The sequence below is a fragment of the Paraburkholderia caffeinilytica genome (assembly GCF_003368325.1).
Classification (GTDB): Bacteria; Pseudomonadota; Gammaproteobacteria; order Burkholderiales; family Burkholderiaceae; genus Paraburkholderia; species Paraburkholderia caffeinilytica.
Genome location: NZ_CP031466.1, coordinates 700,586 through 717,351, shown reverse-complemented (window position 1 = coordinate 717,351; position 16,766 = coordinate 700,586). Strand labels below are relative to the sequence as shown.

Annotated in this window: 14 protein-coding genes and 1 pseudogene; 2 read left to right on the top strand and 13 right to left on the bottom strand. The window is 61.9% G+C overall.

The window, feature by feature from the left end:
* The 8 genes and pseudogenes from DSC91_RS03205 to DSC91_RS03170 all read right to left on the bottom strand — a co-directional run bounded on the left by DSC91_RS03205 (position 1) and on the right by DSC91_RS03170 (position 7,956).
* Entirely contained in the window at positions 1–1,032 is a 1,032-nt protein-coding gene (locus DSC91_RS03205) for a glycosyltransferase family 2 protein (protein ID WP_115776797.1), read from the bottom strand.
* Between the two features lie 10 nt (positions 1,033–1,042).
* Positions 1,043–2,644 carry a DHA2 family efflux MFS transporter permease subunit gene (locus tag DSC91_RS03200; protein WP_115776796.1) on the bottom strand — a complete coding sequence of 534 codons (1,602 nt, stop codon included), beginning with the start codon at positions 2,642–2,644 and terminating at the stop codon, positions 1,043–1,045.
* Positions 2,641–3,981: a glycosyltransferase gene (locus DSC91_RS03195; protein ID WP_115776795.1), complete on the bottom strand. Its 1,341-nt coding sequence runs from the start codon at positions 3,979–3,981 to the stop codon at positions 2,641–2,643. Before DSC91_RS03195 ends, DSC91_RS03200 begins: the two co-directional genes overlap by 4 nt.
* Before the next feature lie 9 nt (positions 3,982–3,990).
* A complete protein-coding gene (locus tag DSC91_RS03190) occupies positions 3,991–4,560 on the bottom strand; it encodes a methyltransferase family protein (RefSeq protein ID WP_115776794.1) in 570 nt (189 codons plus the stop codon).
* Positions 4,561–4,697: 137 nt separating this feature from the next.
* Positions 4,698–5,537: pseudogene (locus DSC91_RS03185) on the bottom strand (alpha/beta fold hydrolase); the annotation flags it as partial.
* 524 nt (positions 5,538–6,061) lie between these two features.
* Positions 6,062–6,547 carry a hypothetical protein gene (locus tag DSC91_RS03180; protein ID WP_115776792.1) on the bottom strand — a complete coding sequence of 162 codons (486 nt, stop codon included), beginning with the start codon at positions 6,545–6,547 and terminating at the stop codon, positions 6,062–6,064.
* Between the two features lie 22 nt (positions 6,548–6,569).
* On the bottom strand, positions 6,570–7,382 hold the full coding sequence (locus DSC91_RS03175; protein WP_115776791.1) for an H-NS family nucleoid-associated regulatory protein: 813 nt from the start codon (positions 7,380–7,382) through the stop codon (positions 6,570–6,572).
* A 235-nt stretch (positions 7,383–7,617) separates the two neighbouring features.
* Positions 7,618–7,956 (bottom strand): hypothetical protein, encoded by a 339-nt coding sequence (locus tag DSC91_RS03170; protein ID WP_115776790.1) that lies wholly within the window; start codon positions 7,954–7,956, stop codon positions 7,618–7,620.
* A 261-nt stretch (positions 7,957–8,217) separates the two neighbouring features.
* Between DSC91_RS03170 and DSC91_RS03165 the strand changes: the two genes are divergently transcribed.
* Positions 8,218–8,523 (top strand): hypothetical protein, encoded by a 306-nt coding sequence (locus tag DSC91_RS03165; RefSeq protein WP_115776789.1) that lies wholly within the window; start codon positions 8,218–8,220, stop codon positions 8,521–8,523.
* A gap of 25 nt (positions 8,524–8,548) precedes the next feature.
* Here DSC91_RS03165 and DSC91_RS03160 read toward each other — a convergent pair whose 3' ends face one another.
* From DSC91_RS03160 to DSC91_RS03140, 5 genes are all read right to left on the bottom strand, one after another.
* A complete protein-coding gene (locus DSC91_RS03160; protein WP_115776788.1) occupies positions 8,549–9,622 on the bottom strand; it encodes a DUF6765 family protein in 1,074 nt (357 codons plus the stop codon).
* 557 nt (positions 9,623–10,179) lie between these two features.
* Positions 10,180–10,527 carry an FKBP-type peptidyl-prolyl cis-trans isomerase gene (locus DSC91_RS03155; protein WP_229758277.1) on the bottom strand — a complete coding sequence of 116 codons (348 nt, stop codon included), beginning with the start codon at positions 10,525–10,527 and terminating at the stop codon, positions 10,180–10,182.
* Between the two features lie 167 nt (positions 10,528–10,694).
* The gene (locus tag DSC91_RS03150; protein ID WP_115776786.1) at positions 10,695–11,561 is read right to left on the bottom strand and encodes a carbon-nitrogen hydrolase family protein; all 867 of its coding nucleotides are present in this window, start codon (positions 11,559–11,561) and stop codon (positions 10,695–10,697) included.
* A 229-nt stretch (positions 11,562–11,790) separates the two neighbouring features.
* Positions 11,791–12,297 (bottom strand): hypothetical protein, encoded by a 507-nt coding sequence (locus DSC91_RS37330; protein WP_162831323.1) that lies wholly within the window; start codon positions 12,295–12,297, stop codon positions 11,791–11,793.
* A 1,504-nt stretch (positions 12,298–13,801) separates the two neighbouring features.
* Positions 13,802–14,788, bottom strand: coding sequence for a zinc-dependent alcohol dehydrogenase family protein (locus DSC91_RS03140; RefSeq protein WP_115779665.1), 987 nt, complete (start codon positions 14,786–14,788; stop codon positions 13,802–13,804).
* A 421-nt stretch (positions 14,789–15,209) separates the two neighbouring features.
* Between DSC91_RS03140 and DSC91_RS03135 the strand changes: the two genes are divergently transcribed.
* Positions 15,210–16,598, top strand: coding sequence for an FAD-binding oxidoreductase (locus DSC91_RS03135; protein WP_115776785.1), 1,389 nt, complete (start codon positions 15,210–15,212; stop codon positions 16,596–16,598).
* The last annotated feature ends 168 nt before the right edge of the window (positions 16,599–16,766 follow it).

The window sequence follows — 16,766 nt, the reverse complement described above, 5'->3', positions numbered from 1 at the left end:
TCATGAGTGCCGGGGGCGATGCATTGCGCGCTCACCAGCCGTCGGCGTGTTGCTCTCTCCAAGCCGTACCGGGTCAGCCACATTGGCCGCATTAGCCCACTTGGCGGTTCTGGCCACCTTCGCCGCGAGCCGCGGACGCGTCCGCTCGAGCGGCCCCATTCGTCCGAAGAACCCATCGAACAGGCCTAGCGCGATCGCATTGAGCTTCGCCAGCTTGCCTTTTTCCAGCAGCACGATCTGCACGACCTGCCAGAGCGTCAGTACGTTTGGCACGATCGCCACCGGCAACCGAGGCCCGTATTGCAGCGCCAGTTGCATGGCATTTCGCGCGCTGTAGTAGCGGCGGAAACCGGGGTGGTTCATCGTCGTCAATTCCAGAGATCCCAGTTTGTGACGCCGCCGTGAGCCGATCCGATGCAGGAGTACGAGCGACGGCACCACGTACACGGGCACATTGCGCAGCAGCGCGCGCAAACAGTATTCGGTGTCGACGTGGTCGATGAAAAGCGTTTCGTCGAAGCGGCCGAGCTGCGCGAACGCCTCGCGGGAAATGACGCAGCCGGACGAAATCAGAAACGCGCAGCGCTGCATCGCGGCGTCGGCGTGTATCGACAGCCGCTCCACCGCCAACCCGCTCGTCGCGAGTTCGGGCAGGAAACGTTGATCGTTTTCATCGAAGATACGCGGGCCGGCCAGAAACGCCCGGCCACTCATCGACGTGCACCGGTCGCGCATCACAGCGAAGTAAGCATCCGGCGCCTCGGAATCCTGGTCGAACAGCGCGACCGCATCCGCACCTGCGTCGAACAGCGCGCTCAGGCCGCAATTGAAGGCGCCGGCAATGCCGTTGCGATTGCCGTGATGCAGCAACGCGACGCCCGCCTCGCCCAGCATCTTCGCGGCGCGCAGATCCGGCAGCGGCGAGTTGTCGACCACCAGCAAGCGGTCGCACGCCGAATGCATCGCCCCCGCACGCGCGAGCTGCTCTTCACTCGGATGAAACAGGATGATCAATGCGCCCAGGATCGTCATTCGAAGTTCCTCAGTGACCTAACGCCATCACCGCGCCGCGCTTCGGACGCGTAAGCCACATCATCGCGGCGAGCACGAGGCAGGTGACGCTTGCCATGTAGAACATGTCGCCGGTGGCCATCATGTAGGCCTGTTGCTGCACGACGTGATGCAAGGTGGCGAGTTCGCGCGCGCCGTCGATGCCCATGCCGTGCAGACTCTGAACGAAGCGCTGCGTATTGCCGGACGATTTCGTCACGGACTGCGCGACGACGTCGTAGTGATACAGCGCGCGGTTGTCCCATAGCGTCACGCTCATCGCCGTGCCGAACGCCGCCGACAGCGTGCGCAAGAAATTCGACAGACTGGAAGCCGCGGCGAGCTTGTCGTCGGACACCCGCGAGAGCGTCGCCGCCGTCAACGGAATGAAGAAGCACGGCAAGCCGATGCCCTGGATCAGACCCGGCGTGATGATCTGCGTGAAGGTCATGGTCAGCGTGAAATGCGCATCCCACCACAGCACGGCCGCGAACACGAGAAAACCGAAAGTCGCGAGCACGCGTGCGTCGAAACGGGCCGCATGAATGCCGACCAGAATCGAGAACACCAGTGCGAGCACGCCGAGCGGCGCGGTGGCAAGCCCCGCCTGATACGCGGTGTAGCCCATCACGGCCTGCAGCCAGAGCGGAAAAATCACGCCGACCACCGAGAAGCTCATCATGCCAAGCGAAATGATCAGCACGCAGAACGAAAACGTGCGATCGCGGAACAGGCTCAGATCGATCACCGGATGCCGTTCGCCCGCCTCCCAGATCAACAGCGCCCCGATCGCCAATCCGGCGACGATCGCGAGCGTCAGGATCAACGGCGAATCGAACCAGCCGCGGTCGTGGCCGAGATCGAGCACCGTCTGCAGCGAGCCGACGCCGACGACGAGCAGCAGAATGCCCGGCAGATCGATCGGTGCCGCCTTGCCGGCGGATGCATCCGGGCGCAGCAGGGTCATGCACACCGCGAACGAGAAGATGCCGATCGGCAGATTGATCAGGAAGATCCACGGCCACGAAAAATTGTCGATGATCCAGCCGCCGACCACCGGGCCGAAAATCGGCGCGAGCAACACCGTCATCGCCCATAGCGCGAGTGCCACGACGCGCTTGTCCGGGGGAAAGGTTCGCAGCAGGATCGTTTGGGAAAGCGGCACCATCGGCCCGGAAAAGAGGCCCTGCAAGGCCCGGCATACCACCAGCAGGTGAAAGTCGCGGGCCACCCCGCAAAGCAGCGACGTCAACGTGAAAAGGATCACCGCGCCGAGGAACAGGCGCGTTTCGCCGAGCCGTCGCGAGAGCCAGCCCGTCAAGGGCACGGCGATGGCCGCGGCCACGGAGTAAGAGCTGATCACCCACGTGCCCTGGCTATTGGACACGCCGAGGCCGCCGGAAATAGCCGGTACGGCGACGTTGGTTACCGTCGAGTCGAGGACTTCGATGAACGTGGCCAGCGAGAGCGCGAACGTCAGCAAGGCGAGTTGCGCACCTCGCATAGCGGGCAAGCTGCGCTCGCTGCCGGGGCCGGTGCCATGCGCTTCGTCGGCCGACGCGGCGCGCTTCGGCAATGACGTAGCGACGCTCATACGCTATGCCCCGCAAACGCCGGCAAAGACGCGCGGCCGACGGTTTGCGCGCGCATGCCGGTGGGCATGAACCCTTCGATATAGCGCGCGGCCGCCTCGCAACCATCCGGCGACGATGCGAGCCGGTCCTGCACGCGTCCGCACTGTGTCGCGATCGACGGGCTGCTGAGCAAATGCCTCAATGCACGCGCAAGCGCCTGCGGCAGCAGCGGTTTATCGAGCCGAACACCGCAACCGCTGACGACGACACGCTGCGCGTTATCGAACTGATCGTGCGCGAACGGCGTCACTATTTGCGGAATGCCGGCGGCATAGGCAAGCGCCGCTGTGCCGATGCCGCCGTGATGCACGAGCGCCCGGCAGCGCGGCAACAGCTTCTGCAGCGGGATGTAACGCCGTTTGAGCAGCACGCCTTGCGCATCCGCCAACCCGTCCGCCGAAGCAACGGCGGTGTCTGCGTCGGCTCGAGGCGCATCCGGCGTCAAAAGAATCCCCCGTAGCCCGCTTTCCATCAACGCCGCGCTCACTGCAGCCGTGTAGCGCGCCTGATCGATCAAGGTCGAGCCCGCCGTGAAAACGACCGGCCGCTCGCCCGCAGCGAGAAAAGCGTCGAGTTGCGGATCGGACGCGTGCACGCCCGTGTCGTTGAACAGCGGGAAACCGGCGAGGCAGCGAGGCGCCGGCCAATCCGGCTGGGCTTGGGCGAACCACTCTGGAAAGAGACACAGCACGCCGTCGGTCGAATGCAGCCACTCGCCGAAAATGCGCCGCGCCGGCGCGAGCGCCAGCTCCGTGCGCAACGCATTCAATGCGGGGCCACAGACCTTGTCGAGCACCTGCCGCTCGATCAACCGCAGCAGCGCCGTTTTTACGGCCAGCGGCAAGCCACGCGGAATCGTCAACCGCGGATGGGTCGGCGGCGCATGCGCCGAGAGCAGGGTCGACGGCGACACCTGCACCGACACGAACGGCACGCGATACAACTCCTGCATCAACCGGGCGGAAAAAGCCCACAACGTGCCGACCAGCACAGTGTCGTTATCGATCAATGCGGCCAGCGCGTCGAAATGCGGTCGCAGCGTCGGCGCAATCACCGCCCACAGCGTACGGAACGACGTACGCGGATGCCATAACGCCGGGTTTGCCATCGCCGCCTCGTATTCGGCGGCGGTGCCGATCGGCACGAATGCGAAACCCTGGCGCGAGACGGCTTCCGCGAACGGCGGATGTGTGCAGAAGACGACCTCGTGGCCACGCGCAGCCAACGCCGCGCCGATGCCCAACAAGGGATGCACGTCACCCGCCGAGCCGATTGCGGTGATGATGACTTTCGTCATTCAGATCGCTCAGAAGAGACCGGGAATCAGCGCGGCGACGTCGCGACGATACTGCGAATACGCGCGGCCGAAGTGACCGGTCAGCCAGCTCTCTTCGACCCGCACCTTGTAGGCCAGCGACGCGAAAATCAGTACCAATCCGGCCATACCACGCCATTGCGTGCCGATCAGCACGGCGCCGAGAAGCGCCAGCAGGCAACCGGTATAGATCGGATGACGAACCAGTCCATACGGTCCGCTGCGCACGAGCTCATGCCCTTCCTTCAGCGTGACCGACACGCTCCAGTTGGTGCCGAGATGCAGCCGCGCCCACACGGAAAACGCGAGCCCGGCCAGTAGCACGGCGAAACCGGCAAGCTGCAGCGGTCCGATCGCATGCGGATCGACGGACAACGCCGCCGTGTTGAAGTCCGGCAGCACGATCAGCGCGCCTCCGCCGATCAGCGGAATCGATTGCAACGTGCGCGACAGCGAGGCCTCCTTGCGTGCGGTCTCCTTGACGCGGTTCGACGTCGCGATCCAATACAGCAGCCACAGCGTCCACGGTACGACGATAGCGATGCTCTGAGCGATATTCACGGTAGTTCGACCTGTTGGAACGAGTGATCGGCGGTGGCTTGCAACGCAACGTTTGCGACGTTTGCAATGGCGGGTTGCGGCACCGGCATGATGGGCGAGCGGGCAGCGAACGCGTCGAAGCCGTCGAGCGTACGGCCCGCCGCCTGCACCCGCGCAGCGCCGAAGTAATCGAAAATAGCCGTCCGAACCTGACGCAGCGCGGCCCGCCCTTCGAGATCGAGGAAATGCCCGGCCTGCTCGATCGTAAGAAACTCGGCGCGCTTCAGATGCGCGCTGAGCGAGCGGGCGTCCTCAGGCGTGGTGTAGTCGTCGAGCTCGCCGTTAAGGAATTTCAAGCCGCACTCGATATTGCGGAACTCGTGCAGGTAGTCCTCTGGACGGATGGCCAGAATCTGGTCGACGTGAAACGCCACCTGGTCCTGCTCATCGCGTGGCAGCGTGGAGAGGTAGCGGTAGTTATAGAGCTTCATGATGCGCGGCAGATGCTGGCCAACGGTATCGTTGAGCAGTTGCGCGGCCTTCAGGTTTTCGCCGGCGGCGATGTGGTCGCGTGCCGCGGTCACGTACGCGGTCATCGCCTGATTGAGCCGCGGCGAAAACGACGCAATCACCGCGCGCCTCACGCTGGTTCGCGCACGAGAAAGCGCAAGCAGCGACGCCACCCCGCCCCACGACACCGATAACAGGAAGCTCGGCTCGAATAAGCCTATTAAATGCAGCAGGATGTCGACTTCATCGTCCTTTGTCAGAACGAAGTCGCACACGTTATGCGCTTTCGATTGACCCGCATAAGGTAAATCGAAGCAAATTGGGTTATAGCGTTCGCCGAGGTATTTGATTGTCTGTCCGAACGACGCCGTGGTGGCCAGCGCGCCGTTGATCAGAATGACACTCTCGAAGGCCGGATCGAATACGTGACGTTCAACGTAGACTTTCAGGCCCGCCGGTAGCGGAACAAGGAGTTTTTCGATGGGCATGGCGTATTCGCATGCACTTGCGCGAAGCAAATGCGTACCGATACCGCGCCCGCGCTTGCGGACGCCTTGCGACCGTACTACCGCGGATCAGGCCCATGCGACTTGCCTTTACGTATCTTTACGCCGGCAAGTCCGATCCGCGACGACCGCTGCTGCACCGAAAACATGTACCACTCGATGTGATACCTGCCGGCTCTCCGTGACGCGCGCCTGGATTCAGACCCGCTTCAATCGAGCGTTCGATGCCTCGTAATATATTTATATGTAATTTCGAAAGCGTTGCTTCAATCGCTGCAGCACGCCATTCGTTGATGCCAGTCTGCCCTCATCGCGTGAAGACTTCATGTCAATATACGATGACGGAAAGCTTTTTAACATGTTTCAAAAATAAAAGCTAAAAAAAGTCATTGAGCATATGTTCGAAATTGGCGGGAAAATGTTATTGAAAGGAAACAGCAACGGGATGCGCAGCCATTGCCTCAGCGCTGCGCATCCCGCAGCGACGCGACTCACCGCTCATACCGCTAGCGGACCAGCGCGAAGGCTTCCCGGCTGGCAATCTCGCCCGCGCCATATACGCCGATCACCGTATAGTCCGACGCCACGCATTCGAACGTCGCGCCCTGAAACGTGATGACAAAATGGCGTTGCGCAGGACCGGACGAGGTAACAGCCGAAATCTCCGCGGCCAGCGACGAATTCATGACTTCGTGAACCGAGTACCCACTGAGCCCTTGCGGCGCAAGTGGGTGGATCTCGAGATCGACATCGCCGGGCGGCCCAAGCCGATGAAACACGGCGTCGGGAAAGAGCACCGTGCAAAATGGATCGTCGTCGGAATCGAATGGTCCGAACCGTTCGAAGTCGGATTCAGCAATCGGATACGCCAGAATCACCCGGCGGTCGCTGGCGACAATGAATGGTTCGGCGGCGTCGGCTGCCGGATGAGGAATAGAGTCCAGCAGGACGACACGGTCCTCCTGCTGGGGTACGTCGAGCATGCTAGTCATCTACTTCGCGACTCCGTTGCACTCACGCGCCGGCTTCCACCGTCGAGGTTTGTGGCGCTGCGGCAGCGCTCGTCACGCCGGCTTTACCTTTACTACCCGCCTTGCGGCCCGGTGCTTTCCTTGCTGTTGCGGCTTTCTTCACAGCAGCCTTCTTTGCCGCGGCTTTCTTCACAGCGGGCCTGGCTGCGCTCTTCTTCGCAGCAGTCTTTTTAGTCGCCGCAGTACTCTTCTTTGCAGCCGCTTTGGACGCCACTGCCTTTTTCGCCGGCACGACTTTCTGGGCAGCGACATTGCCGGTAGCCGCAGCGCTATCGATCAGAAATTTGGTTCGGTCTTTGACCGTTGCGAGCCATGCCGGCGCCGGACCGCGTCCGCTCCAGGTCGCGCCGGTTTTCGGATTGAGGTACTTGGGCGGCTGTGCGCCTTTAGGCTGGCCTTTTTTTCCGGCTTTCGCGTGAGTGGCCACTGCCTTTGCTGCGGACTTCAATTCAGTTGCGCCTTCAATCAGGAATTGAGTGCGGTCTTTCACTGCGGCAATCCACGCCGGCGCACGCCCGTGACCTGTCCATGTCGCGCCGGTTTTATGGTCGCGGTACTTCGGCAACGACTTACCCGCAGCAGCGGCTTTTGCCTTGCCACTTGCAGCATGGCCATTCAAGCCGCGCGCAGCGCGTCTCGCCTTTGCCTTGGCTTCGATATCCGCGGTAGTCAGACCGTGCTTGAGCATCAGGTCGCGAATCTGGTCGACCGCGGCTTGTGCTTTCCTGGCGATAAGGACGTCAGCTTGCGCCTGGAGCTTCTTAAGCTTCGCCTGGATTTGCTCTAACGTGGGCATTTGATTGCTCCTTATGTGGTAATCGATCGCACTATGCCATGAATAGCGCGAGAAAGGCAGATCTACGCGCCTATAAACGGCATCCGATTTGCGCGGGAACGCATCCCGTGGAGTACGAACCTTTCGAGTCCGCTACTCGCTCGCTACTCTTCAACTACTCGCCGGTTGCTTGTGGGCTATTCGTCCGCTACTCAATAGCCGCGTTCCCTGGCTTTTACCATTGTGAACCCACCGCTTAAGTCGGCGTAAAAACGACAACCTGGCGGTCGGCGATATACCGCACACTGCGCACGAACCGGTACTGTTGATCGTCGGCGGTTATCCGGTTGAGTCCCAATTGCGTCAGTGCAAGCATCTCGTCGGCCTGAAAAGCGGCCACTACACCGTGATCCGTCAAATCCTCCAGGGTGCCGGACGGATTGCCGACATAAATACTGCGCACCTGCGTGCCGATCCGCATTAGAACCACGCTTTCTCCTTCGTCGAGTGCCAGTTCGAGATAGGCGGCGAGTGTTCGCAATGAGTCCGGCGTACAAGCCTGGGCCTGATAGATCGCAGCATTCGATGGCGTCATTTCTGTTTCCCCGTCACGTATGTCAAGAGAAGCCGGCCGCCGTGCAATGCGGCAATAGTCGCTTCTACTATAGGCAAGCATCCGGAGATTCAAAGGGCGGCAGTTCATTTTTTTCCGGTAATCGCGCGTTACCAATCTCGCAGCGCTGTTTCACCTGTGTCCGAACTGTCCTTCTACACTCCGAACCGTACTCAGAAGCAAAGCCGTGGCAAGCCAGTCGCAATCGGATACATCGCATCCGGACGTGCAAGGAGAAGGAAAATGAATAAGAAGATCATTGGCGCGGCACTCGGTCTGACCATTCTGGCGGCATCGTCAGTGGCATCGGCACACGTGGACGTGGCCGTTGGAATCGGCATTCCGGTTGGCGAATATACGCCGCCGCCCGTCTATGTTGCGCCGCCGGTCGCCTACGGTCCGGCTCCGGTAGCAGTTGCCTACGGCGGCTATGACGACGGGCGCGCACGCGAGTGGCGCGAACGCCGCGAATGGCGTGAACGTGAATGGCGTCGCGAACAATGGCGCGAGCATGAGTGGCATGAACGCGGCCGTTGGGGCGGCTATTGAAACGGCGCGCAAAAGCGCGCTCTCTTTACGCAATCCGTAGTCCGCGAGCCGGCAGAATCTCCTGCGTAATCACGAAACGGTGCTCTTTGACCGCGTCGTGAAAGCGCCGGTAATCGCTTTTCTCGAAGATATCGCTCCACCGGGGGCGGTCCCCGCTGTCGTCGTCGGACTGCAAACCGGTGGCTTTGTATTTCCAGGAGCCGAGTCCCTTGGGCACATAGTCCGGAATCGACTCTGACAGGCCGGGAATGACGTCGGTTTTCACCGCTTCGCAAATGGTCTGCAGACGCTTGTTGTCGTCCAGGTTCCGGTTGGTGTCGAGCAGCTTCGTGAGCGCGGCTTTCGCATCTTCCGGCAAACCGGGCTGGCATTCAAAATCTTCCCGTCCCGCCACATAGCCGCGCACCGCGCGGCAAGTCATCTCGGCCGCCTGCATGAACTCCGGCAGATTGTGCCTTTTGACAGCTTCATTTCTGCCGTCGATGTAATGCCATTTCGCCCACGGCTGGTCGGGATAGTGCAACGCGGCCCCATGACCGACGGGCAATGCGAGCGTCAGTACATCTTCCTCGATGTGCTGGACAAGATGCCGCGTGGCGCGAGTAAGACGGGCAAGCCAGCCTTCCCGCGTGCAATCTTCTGCCTCCAGCATATGAACGCGGTTCATTGGACTTTCGATACCGGCAAAACCCTGGTGGGCCCATGTATCGACGTACGCATGAAGCGTCACGCCCAGGCGGTGCAGTGCCGTGTCGCCGCCCCGCTGCCTGATCGCCCGGCGAACCACCTCGCGAGCCACGGCGCTATCCGGCCGGCACACTGCCTTCTCTTCGAGCGTCTCCCCCTCGCCGGCGGGCAGAAAATGAAAGGGGGTCCATACGAGCCGGTTCTGGTCGTCTTCCGTGTTCGTATAGTCGAATAGCTTGTGCGCGGTGGCAAAACGCTCGAAAGTCTCGCCGCCGGAAAAACGCAGTATTCCTGAAGTGGTCGCGTCGTCGACATACTGGCAGGCATGCGCCACCGTGAGCGCCTCAGCGGGTGCCATTCCGCCAATGCGGGCGACGATATAGACCACCCCGTAATGAAAGTCGATGTTCATGGCAAACGCTCCTGACGCGCGACGAATAACGGCTGGATCTTCCGGAATGCGCAAAGCGGCCGTTGCAGTGTCGTCGCACGCGCAGAGGGTAAACGACCGAGTGCAACAGGACTTTAAAAAAGGCGCCGCGGCTTTTAGCGAAGCGCATACGCCACGCCGATTCCCTATGTGATCCGATTGCACGTGCCGCGCTGCCTGACGATCGGACTGTCGGCGCTCGAGCCCGTCAATCTCCGATAGTAGATCAATGCTCCGCCGACCCGGTTCTTATTGAATGGGTCGATCGCGGATGTTCTTCGGCGTCGGCTTTATTGCGGTCTCCACTAGTGCGTATGTGTCGATGCTATTTGCGCCGGCCGAGTAAGACCAGAACTTTCCTTCTTCCAGATAATTCGGACGATCGAAGACATGTCAGGCCCGATAGCCGCGCGAGCATCTCGATGCTTCATCGCAAATAGAATTCAGCGGATCAATGCAGCGCGGTAGTGCGCTGAAAAAGAAAAAACCCCGCTTCGATCTCCGGAGCGGGGTTCGGTCTCAGCGCACTTCGCGCGATATTACTTGACGATACCGACGAGCTCGACTTCAAACGTCAGGTCGCTATTCGGCGGAATCGGGCCGACGCCGCGCTCGCCATAAGCCGTGGCCGACGGGCAGGTCAGCTTGGCTTTGCCGCCGACCTTCATCTTTTGCACGCCTTGCGTCCAGCACGGAATCACGCGGTTGAGCGGGAAGGTTGCCGGACCGCCATGCTTCGCCGAGCTATCGAACTCGGTGCCGTTAGCGAGCGTGCCGCGATAGTTGACCTTCACGACATCGTCTGCGGCAGGCTGGGCACCCGTGCCCTGCGTAAGATGTTCCACGATTACGCCGGAAGGCAGTTTCTCAATGGTGGAAGCGGCCATCGCCGTGGAAGAAAGAACAGCCGCGGCGACCAAAGCAACGATAGATTTCAAGGCGAGTCTCCAGGTGGGTAGTGCGCGTCATTGTAGCGGATGACGTGCTGCATTCCGCCGCCCGGCGATGCCGGGCAATCACAGGGCAATGGCAGTTGAGCGACGCCGCCGTGCGATTAATCCAGACGACGCACCACGTAGCCACCCGCCGCCTCGTCGGCGTGCGCCATGAAATCCGCCAGCACCGTTTCGCGCTCGCGAACATCGGCTAGCACAGCCGGATCGAGTAGCGCGCTGATCACTTCTTCGCAATCGCGGCCGGCTTCCTTCACCACGTCGCCATAAGGGCCCCAGATCGCGCTCGCCCCGCACGTTTCCCAGCCGCCAGTGGTGCCGATGTGGTTCGACAACAGCACGTACAAGGTGTTGTCGAAAGCACGCGCGGGAAACCAGACACGTGACTGGTGATAGCCAGTCTTCACGCTGAAAAGCCCGCTCACCAGATACGCGTGCGCGCCGTTCACCGCGGCGTTGCGCGCGTGCTCCGGAAAACCGGCGTCGTAGCACACTCCGAGCGCGAGCCGCCATCCGTCGATCTCCAGCATGCAGCCTTGTATGCCGGGCTGGTAAATCTTCGTCTCGCTGCGGTAGAGATGCTGCTTGTGATACGGCTCGATCAGCTCGCCGGAACGGTTGAATACCAGCGACGAAATATGAAGGCCGTTCGCGTTGCCCATACTGCGCGTTGCCGCACCGACGATCACGGCGATCTCGCGCCGACGGCAGATTTCCCGAATCGGTTCGAGCCGCGCGTCGTGTTCGTCGAAGGCGTATTTCGCGGGGTCGCCGGCAATCAGGTCGGGTTCGTAGCCGCTCAGGAATTTTTCGGGAAAGACCACCAGTTTCGCGCCGAGGTCGGCGGCAATGCCGGTCAGTTCGACTGTCCTGGCAATGTTCGACGCGATATCGCCGGAAACCGGTTGCGCTTGAGCAGCCGCAATTCGCAAGGGGGCTTGCGGTAGCAAGGCCTGTTTGTTGTTCAACGCGAACTCCGTTCTGAGTGGACTGTTGCGATGTGCCCGCCGGGGCATGGCGCTAGCGTTTTACATGGCGAGCGAGGCCTCGGTATTTAATCACGGACTGCACGCTGGCAGGCGGGCGTTGTTTGTGTTTCCGTGGATCGGGTCGAGTGGATGCTTGCGGAGCTTGAGAAGGCACGTGATTGAAGCGGCACGGGCGGCCGTTTGCCGGCCGCCCGTGCGCTCGCTCAGGTTAGCAAGATGCGTTAATGGCCGTGGCCTCCGCTGCCGCCGCTGCCGCCGTTGCCTCCGTTGCCTCCGTTGCCTCCGTTGCCTCCGTTGCCGCTGCTGTGACCGCTGTTGCCTTTGCCGCCATCGCCGTGACCGCCGTCGCCTTTACCACCATCGCCGTGACCGCCATTGCCGTGGCCACCGTCGCCGTGACCGCCATTGCCGTGGCCACCGTCGCCTTTCCCGCCATCGCCGTGACCGCCGTCACCATGGCCGTGGCCGCCATCACCGCTGCCTGTCCCGCCACTCCCTGTCCCACCGCTGCCTGTCCCACCACTACCCGTCCCACCGTGGCCTGCCCCACCACTTCCCGTCCCACCGTGGCCTGCCCCACCACTTCCCGTCCCACCGTGGCCTGTCCCACCACTTCCCGTCCCACCACTGCCTGTCCCACCACTGCCTGTCCCACCACTACCTGTCCCACCACTGCCTGCCCCACCACTGCCTGTCCCACCACTGCCTGTCCCACCACTGCCTGCCCCACCACTGCCTGCCCCACCACTGCCTGTCCCACCACTGCCTGTCCCACCACTGCCTGCCCCACCACTGCCTGCCCCACCACTGCCTGCCCCACCACTGCCTGTCCCACCACTGCCTGTCCCACCACTGCCTGCCCCACCACTGCCTGCCCCACCACTGCCTGCCCCACCGCTACCTGCCCCACCGCTACCTGTCCCACCGCTACCTGTCCCGCCACTACCTGTCCCACCACTACCTGTCCCACCACTACCTGTCCCACCGTTCCCCGTCCCACCCTTTCCCCCACTGCCGCTCCCTGTATTCCCGGCACCGAGTCCCGCCGAGGCGGACGTCGATCCGCCTCCACCGCCGTTAGCGCTCGACCCAGTCGACGAAATCCCGCTGCCATTGCTGCCCTGCGAACCCGATGCCGATGTCGACCCCAGGCCCGCGTCCGCAGCTACCCCACTTCCACCGAATGTCCGCGATCCACTGTCTTCCAGCTTGCAGCTGAGCGCATCGAATAACGCACAATCAACCGGCAATACTTGCGCAACCATCAACTTCGCCGAACTTGTGGACGGCTCCGGCGGTGCAGCCGCGCTCGTTTGAGCACTCGTCATCGCCGCATAAAGACTCACGGCAACCGCCAATACCGCTCGTCCTGTCCTCAACGTCCGCGCGTCCCCGTTTTGCTTTTTCATTTTATTCTCCTAATCATATCGATCGAAAGATCGACCCAGATAGCGAGTGAATCTCTGTTCGCCGTAAAAAATGAAACTTCAAAGCCCGGTCGACATTGCCGGGCATCGCACGAAAACCACGCGATGCCCGGCATCTCATTCGCAGAGAAACCCTTTCCGATTCGACGTGATCCGGAAGAAGCGACTGGCTGTGCACGAACAAAGGTTTGAAAAGAGCACAGCAGGGGCCTGATGGAGGTTGAAGTTATGCGGAGCGCCATCCGATGACCGTGCGCTACCCAACGCAATACGGGATTGCCGGCCTTTTTTCGATTAATTGCGTTGCACAACTGTCAAAGAGCGTTAATTACCGTTTTTGACAGCGCCGCAAATTTCTATCTTTAGATATGCAGTCCAAACTATTATTGCCAATTCAATCCCGGATCGCTTCATCAGATGAACCGAGCGATCGCATGCGAACTCTTTACTCAAGAGTAAGCAGTTCCCGGGTAGATGAGTGGACCGCGACGCGAACAAACGTTTCGCCTATGTGTTTGCCCGGACACAAAAGAGAATTTAAAAAGACAGGAGTGAGGGCAATCACACAGACAGTACGACGCAGCCCGACCCACCACTCGCGCAAACAAGGCACGCTCCGTTACACACATCGACCATCACACCGCGTCCGCACAACGGTTATCCGTGCGCCGCCCCACTAAACAACTGTGAAAGCCGAATCAGGCAGTTACGGGTCGGAATCCGATCGTGAACGGCGGCCTCGCCGAGGGCCGATCCAAAAGCACGCAACAATACGCGCGTTCAACGTCGTGCTCAGCTCACCTCGACCACAACCTTGCCTCGCGCGCTAGCGTCGGCCAGTGCGTCGTAAGCAAGTTGCGCGGAACTCAAATCAAAGCGCCGTGCGTCGAGGCGGGGCGCGAGTTTGCCTTCTTCAGCGAGCCGTGCCGCCACATGCAGCATCTCGCCGTGATGCGCGCGGCCTTTGCCGGAAAGCAACGCATGCAGCGTGAACACGCCCGAATAGGTGGCTTCCCGAAACGACAGCGGCGCCAGCGCATGCGTGCCCCACCCGAGCGCGCTCACCACATGGCCGAAATGCCGCACTGCGGCGAACGATGCGTCGAGCGTCGCCCCGCCGACCGTATCGACGACCAGATCGAAACCCACGCCATCCGTCGCGGACTGGACATATTGCTCGACCGACTGCGCACGGTAGTCGATCGGCCTGGCGCCGAGCGCCTCAACCACACGACGGTCGCGCTCGCTGACCGTCGCTGAAACCTTCGCGCCGAGCGCGAGCGCCAACTGCACCGAGACGTATCCGACCCCGCCCGCCCCGCCATGCACAAGCACCGTTTGCCCTGCGCGTAAATGCGCGCGATCGACAATGCCCGAGTACGCCGTGATGAAAGCAAGCGGCAGCGCAGCGGCTTCGCGCATCGAGAGATTGGACGGTTTCAAGGCCAGCAGATCCGCATCGACGGATGCGAATTGCGCCAGCGAGCCTTGCAGGCCGCCCACGCCGCCCGTCATTCCGTATACCTGGTCACCTGCCTTGAACCTGTCGACACCTGCGCCCACTGCCTCGACGACGCCGGCCATGTCGATCCCCAGCACCGCCGGCAACGGATGTCTCGCGTGCCCGGCGGTGCCGGCGCGGATTTTGGTGTCGAGCGGATTCAGACCGCTCGCGGCGATTCGCACCAGCACCTCACCCCGCGCAGGCTCGGGGCGCGGCAGTTCGGTCAGTTCGAGCGGGCCGTTGTGCTGCTTGAGAACGAGAGCTTGCATGAACATGACGCCTCCCCTGCAATGGATTGCGAACAAGTCGATACGGGCATAATCCTCCGTGCGAAACAGCGTGTAAATCGACACTTCCGCACGCCACGTAACCGAAAATGCCACCGTTCGTCCGCGAAAGTGTCGCCGCGCGGCCACCACCACGGAGCACAACCAACACTTCCCCTCGCGGTCTTTTCCCGAAGCATTTCCACCATACGCAGCGGCGACGGCGCCATGACTCGTGCCGCGACGCGCGGACACTTGCCACGCGCGCGTTCGCGCGGCGTCGATCGCAGACGCGGGTTTACCTTCGTTTGACTTACGGAAGCGGGGCCGTTTACTGGACGCAGTTTGAACCTGTCCAGACGCTTTCAATTTACTTTGTTCAGCTGAATTGTGCTTCGAGAGCGTCGCCCATCACGTGTGGAGGTGTGTCATGGTTAGCGTGTCCAGCAGCGCCGCTGAAGAGCTCAAAGCCGCGATCCGGGGCGAACTGTTGCGGCCCGGCGACGCGGGTTTCGACAAGGCCCGCAGCATCTGGAATGCAATGATCGACCGGCATCCGGCGATGATCCTGCGCTGCGCCGGCGTAGCCGACGTGCGCCGTGGCGTGGCGTTCGCGCGCGACAACAATCTGCCGCTGGCGGTACACAGCGGCGGCCATAACATTGCCGGCACCGCGCTGTGCGACGACGGCCTCGTGATCGACCTGTTGCCGATGAAATCGGTCCAGATCGATCCGGTAGCGCGGCGCGCGTATGTCGAACCAGGCGCCACGCTCGGCGATTTCGACCATGAGGCGCAAGCGTTCGGGCTCGCCACGCCGCTCGGCATCAATTCGACCACCGGCGTGGCAGGCCTGACGCTCGGTGGCGGATTCGGCTGGCTGAGCCGCAGATACGGCATGACCGTCGACAATCTGATTTCAGCGGACGTGGTCACCGCCGACGGCGAGCTGCTACGCGCGAGCGCCGGCTCGCATGACGATCTGTTCTGGGCGATTCGCGGCGGCGGCGGCAATTTCGGCGTCGTGACGCGCTTCGAGTTCGCGCTGCATCCGGTTGGACCGCTCGTGTACGGCGGCCTCGTCGTGCTGCCGCTCGATCAGGCGAAAAATGCCCTGCTCCAGTACCGCAAGGCTGCGGAACAGATGCCGGAAGAGTTGAGCGTATGGGCCGTTTTGCGGCTTGCGCCGCCGCTGCCGTTCCTGCCGCCCGAAGCGCACGGCAAGCCGGTCATCGTATTCGCGATGTGCTACTCGGGTCCGGTCGAAAACGGGCCGTCCGTGGTGGAGGCCGTACGCGGCTTCGGCACGCCGGTCGGCGAACATCTTGGGCCGATGCCGTACGCCATGTGGCAACAGGCTTTCGATCCGCTGCTGACGCCGGGCGCTCGCAACTACTGGAAGTCGCACAACCTCGACAAAATATCGGACGGTCTCATCGACGCATTGATCGATGCGATCGGCAAGCTGCCCTCGCCGCAATGCGAAATCTTCTTCGGGCAGATCGGCGCACAGACGAGCCGGGTGCCGGTCGAAGCCACGGCCTATTCGAGCCGCGACACGCAGTACGCGATGAACGTGCATGGCCGTTGGGACGACGCGAGCGACGACGAGCGCTGCATTGCCTGGGCCCGCGCGTTCTTCGACGCGGCCGCGCCGTTCGCGCTGGGCAGCGTGTACGTCAACTTCATGACGCAGGAGGAAGGCGGCCGGGTGGCTGACGCGTATGGACCGAACTACGCGCGTCTCGTCGCCGTGAAGAACCGCTACGACCCGCGCAACCTGTTCCGCCACAATCAGAATATCCGTCCGGCGGCGTAAGGATCGAGGGATTCGCGACGTTGAACGCCGCGAATCCCTGCGAACGTCAGCGCATTACGGTTGTCTGACCCACGGGCTGTGGCGTCGGGCACGCGAAATGCTGGTTAGCGGGCATAGGGGCTGCCGGTGTACGGACAAGCCGCGCCACAGCACGCCCTGTTACACAAG

Coding starts and splice junctions, on each gene's coding strand:
- DSC91_RS03205 (WP_115776797.1), bottom strand. CDS start 1,032: ATGACGATCCTGGGCGCATTGATCATCCTGTTTCATCCGAGTGAAGAG.
- DSC91_RS03200 (WP_115776796.1), bottom strand. CDS start 2,644: ATGAGCGTCGCTACGTCATTGCCGAAGCGCGCCGCGTCGGCCGACGAA.
- DSC91_RS03195 (WP_115776795.1), bottom strand. CDS start 3,981: ATGACGAAAGTCATCATCACCGCAATCGGCTCGGCGGGTGACGTGCAT.
- DSC91_RS03180 (WP_115776792.1), bottom strand. CDS start 6,547: ATGACTAGCATGCTCGACGTACCCCAGCAGGAGGACCGTGTCGTCCTG.
- DSC91_RS03175 (WP_115776791.1), bottom strand. CDS start 7,382: ATGCCCACGTTAGAGCAAATCCAGGCGAAGCTTAAGAAGCTCCAGGCG.
- DSC91_RS03170 (WP_115776790.1), bottom strand. CDS start 7,956: ATGACGCCATCGAATGCTGCGATCTATCAGGCCCAGGCTTGTACGCCG.
- DSC91_RS03165 (WP_115776789.1), top strand. CDS start 8,218: ATGAATAAGAAGATCATTGGCGCGGCACTCGGTCTGACCATTCTGGCG.
- DSC91_RS03160 (WP_115776788.1), bottom strand. CDS start 9,622: ATGAACATCGACTTTCATTACGGGGTGGTCTATATCGTCGCCCGCATT.
- DSC91_RS03155 (WP_229758277.1), bottom strand. CDS start 10,527: ATGGCCGCTTCCACCATTGAGAAACTGCCTTCCGGCGTAATCGTGGAA.
- DSC91_RS03140 (WP_115779665.1), bottom strand. CDS start 14,788: ATGTTCATGCAAGCTCTCGTTCTCAAGCAGCACAACGGCCCGCTCGAA.
- DSC91_RS03135 (WP_115776785.1), top strand. CDS start 15,210: ATGGTTAGCGTGTCCAGCAGCGCCGCTGAAGAGCTCAAAGCCGCGATC.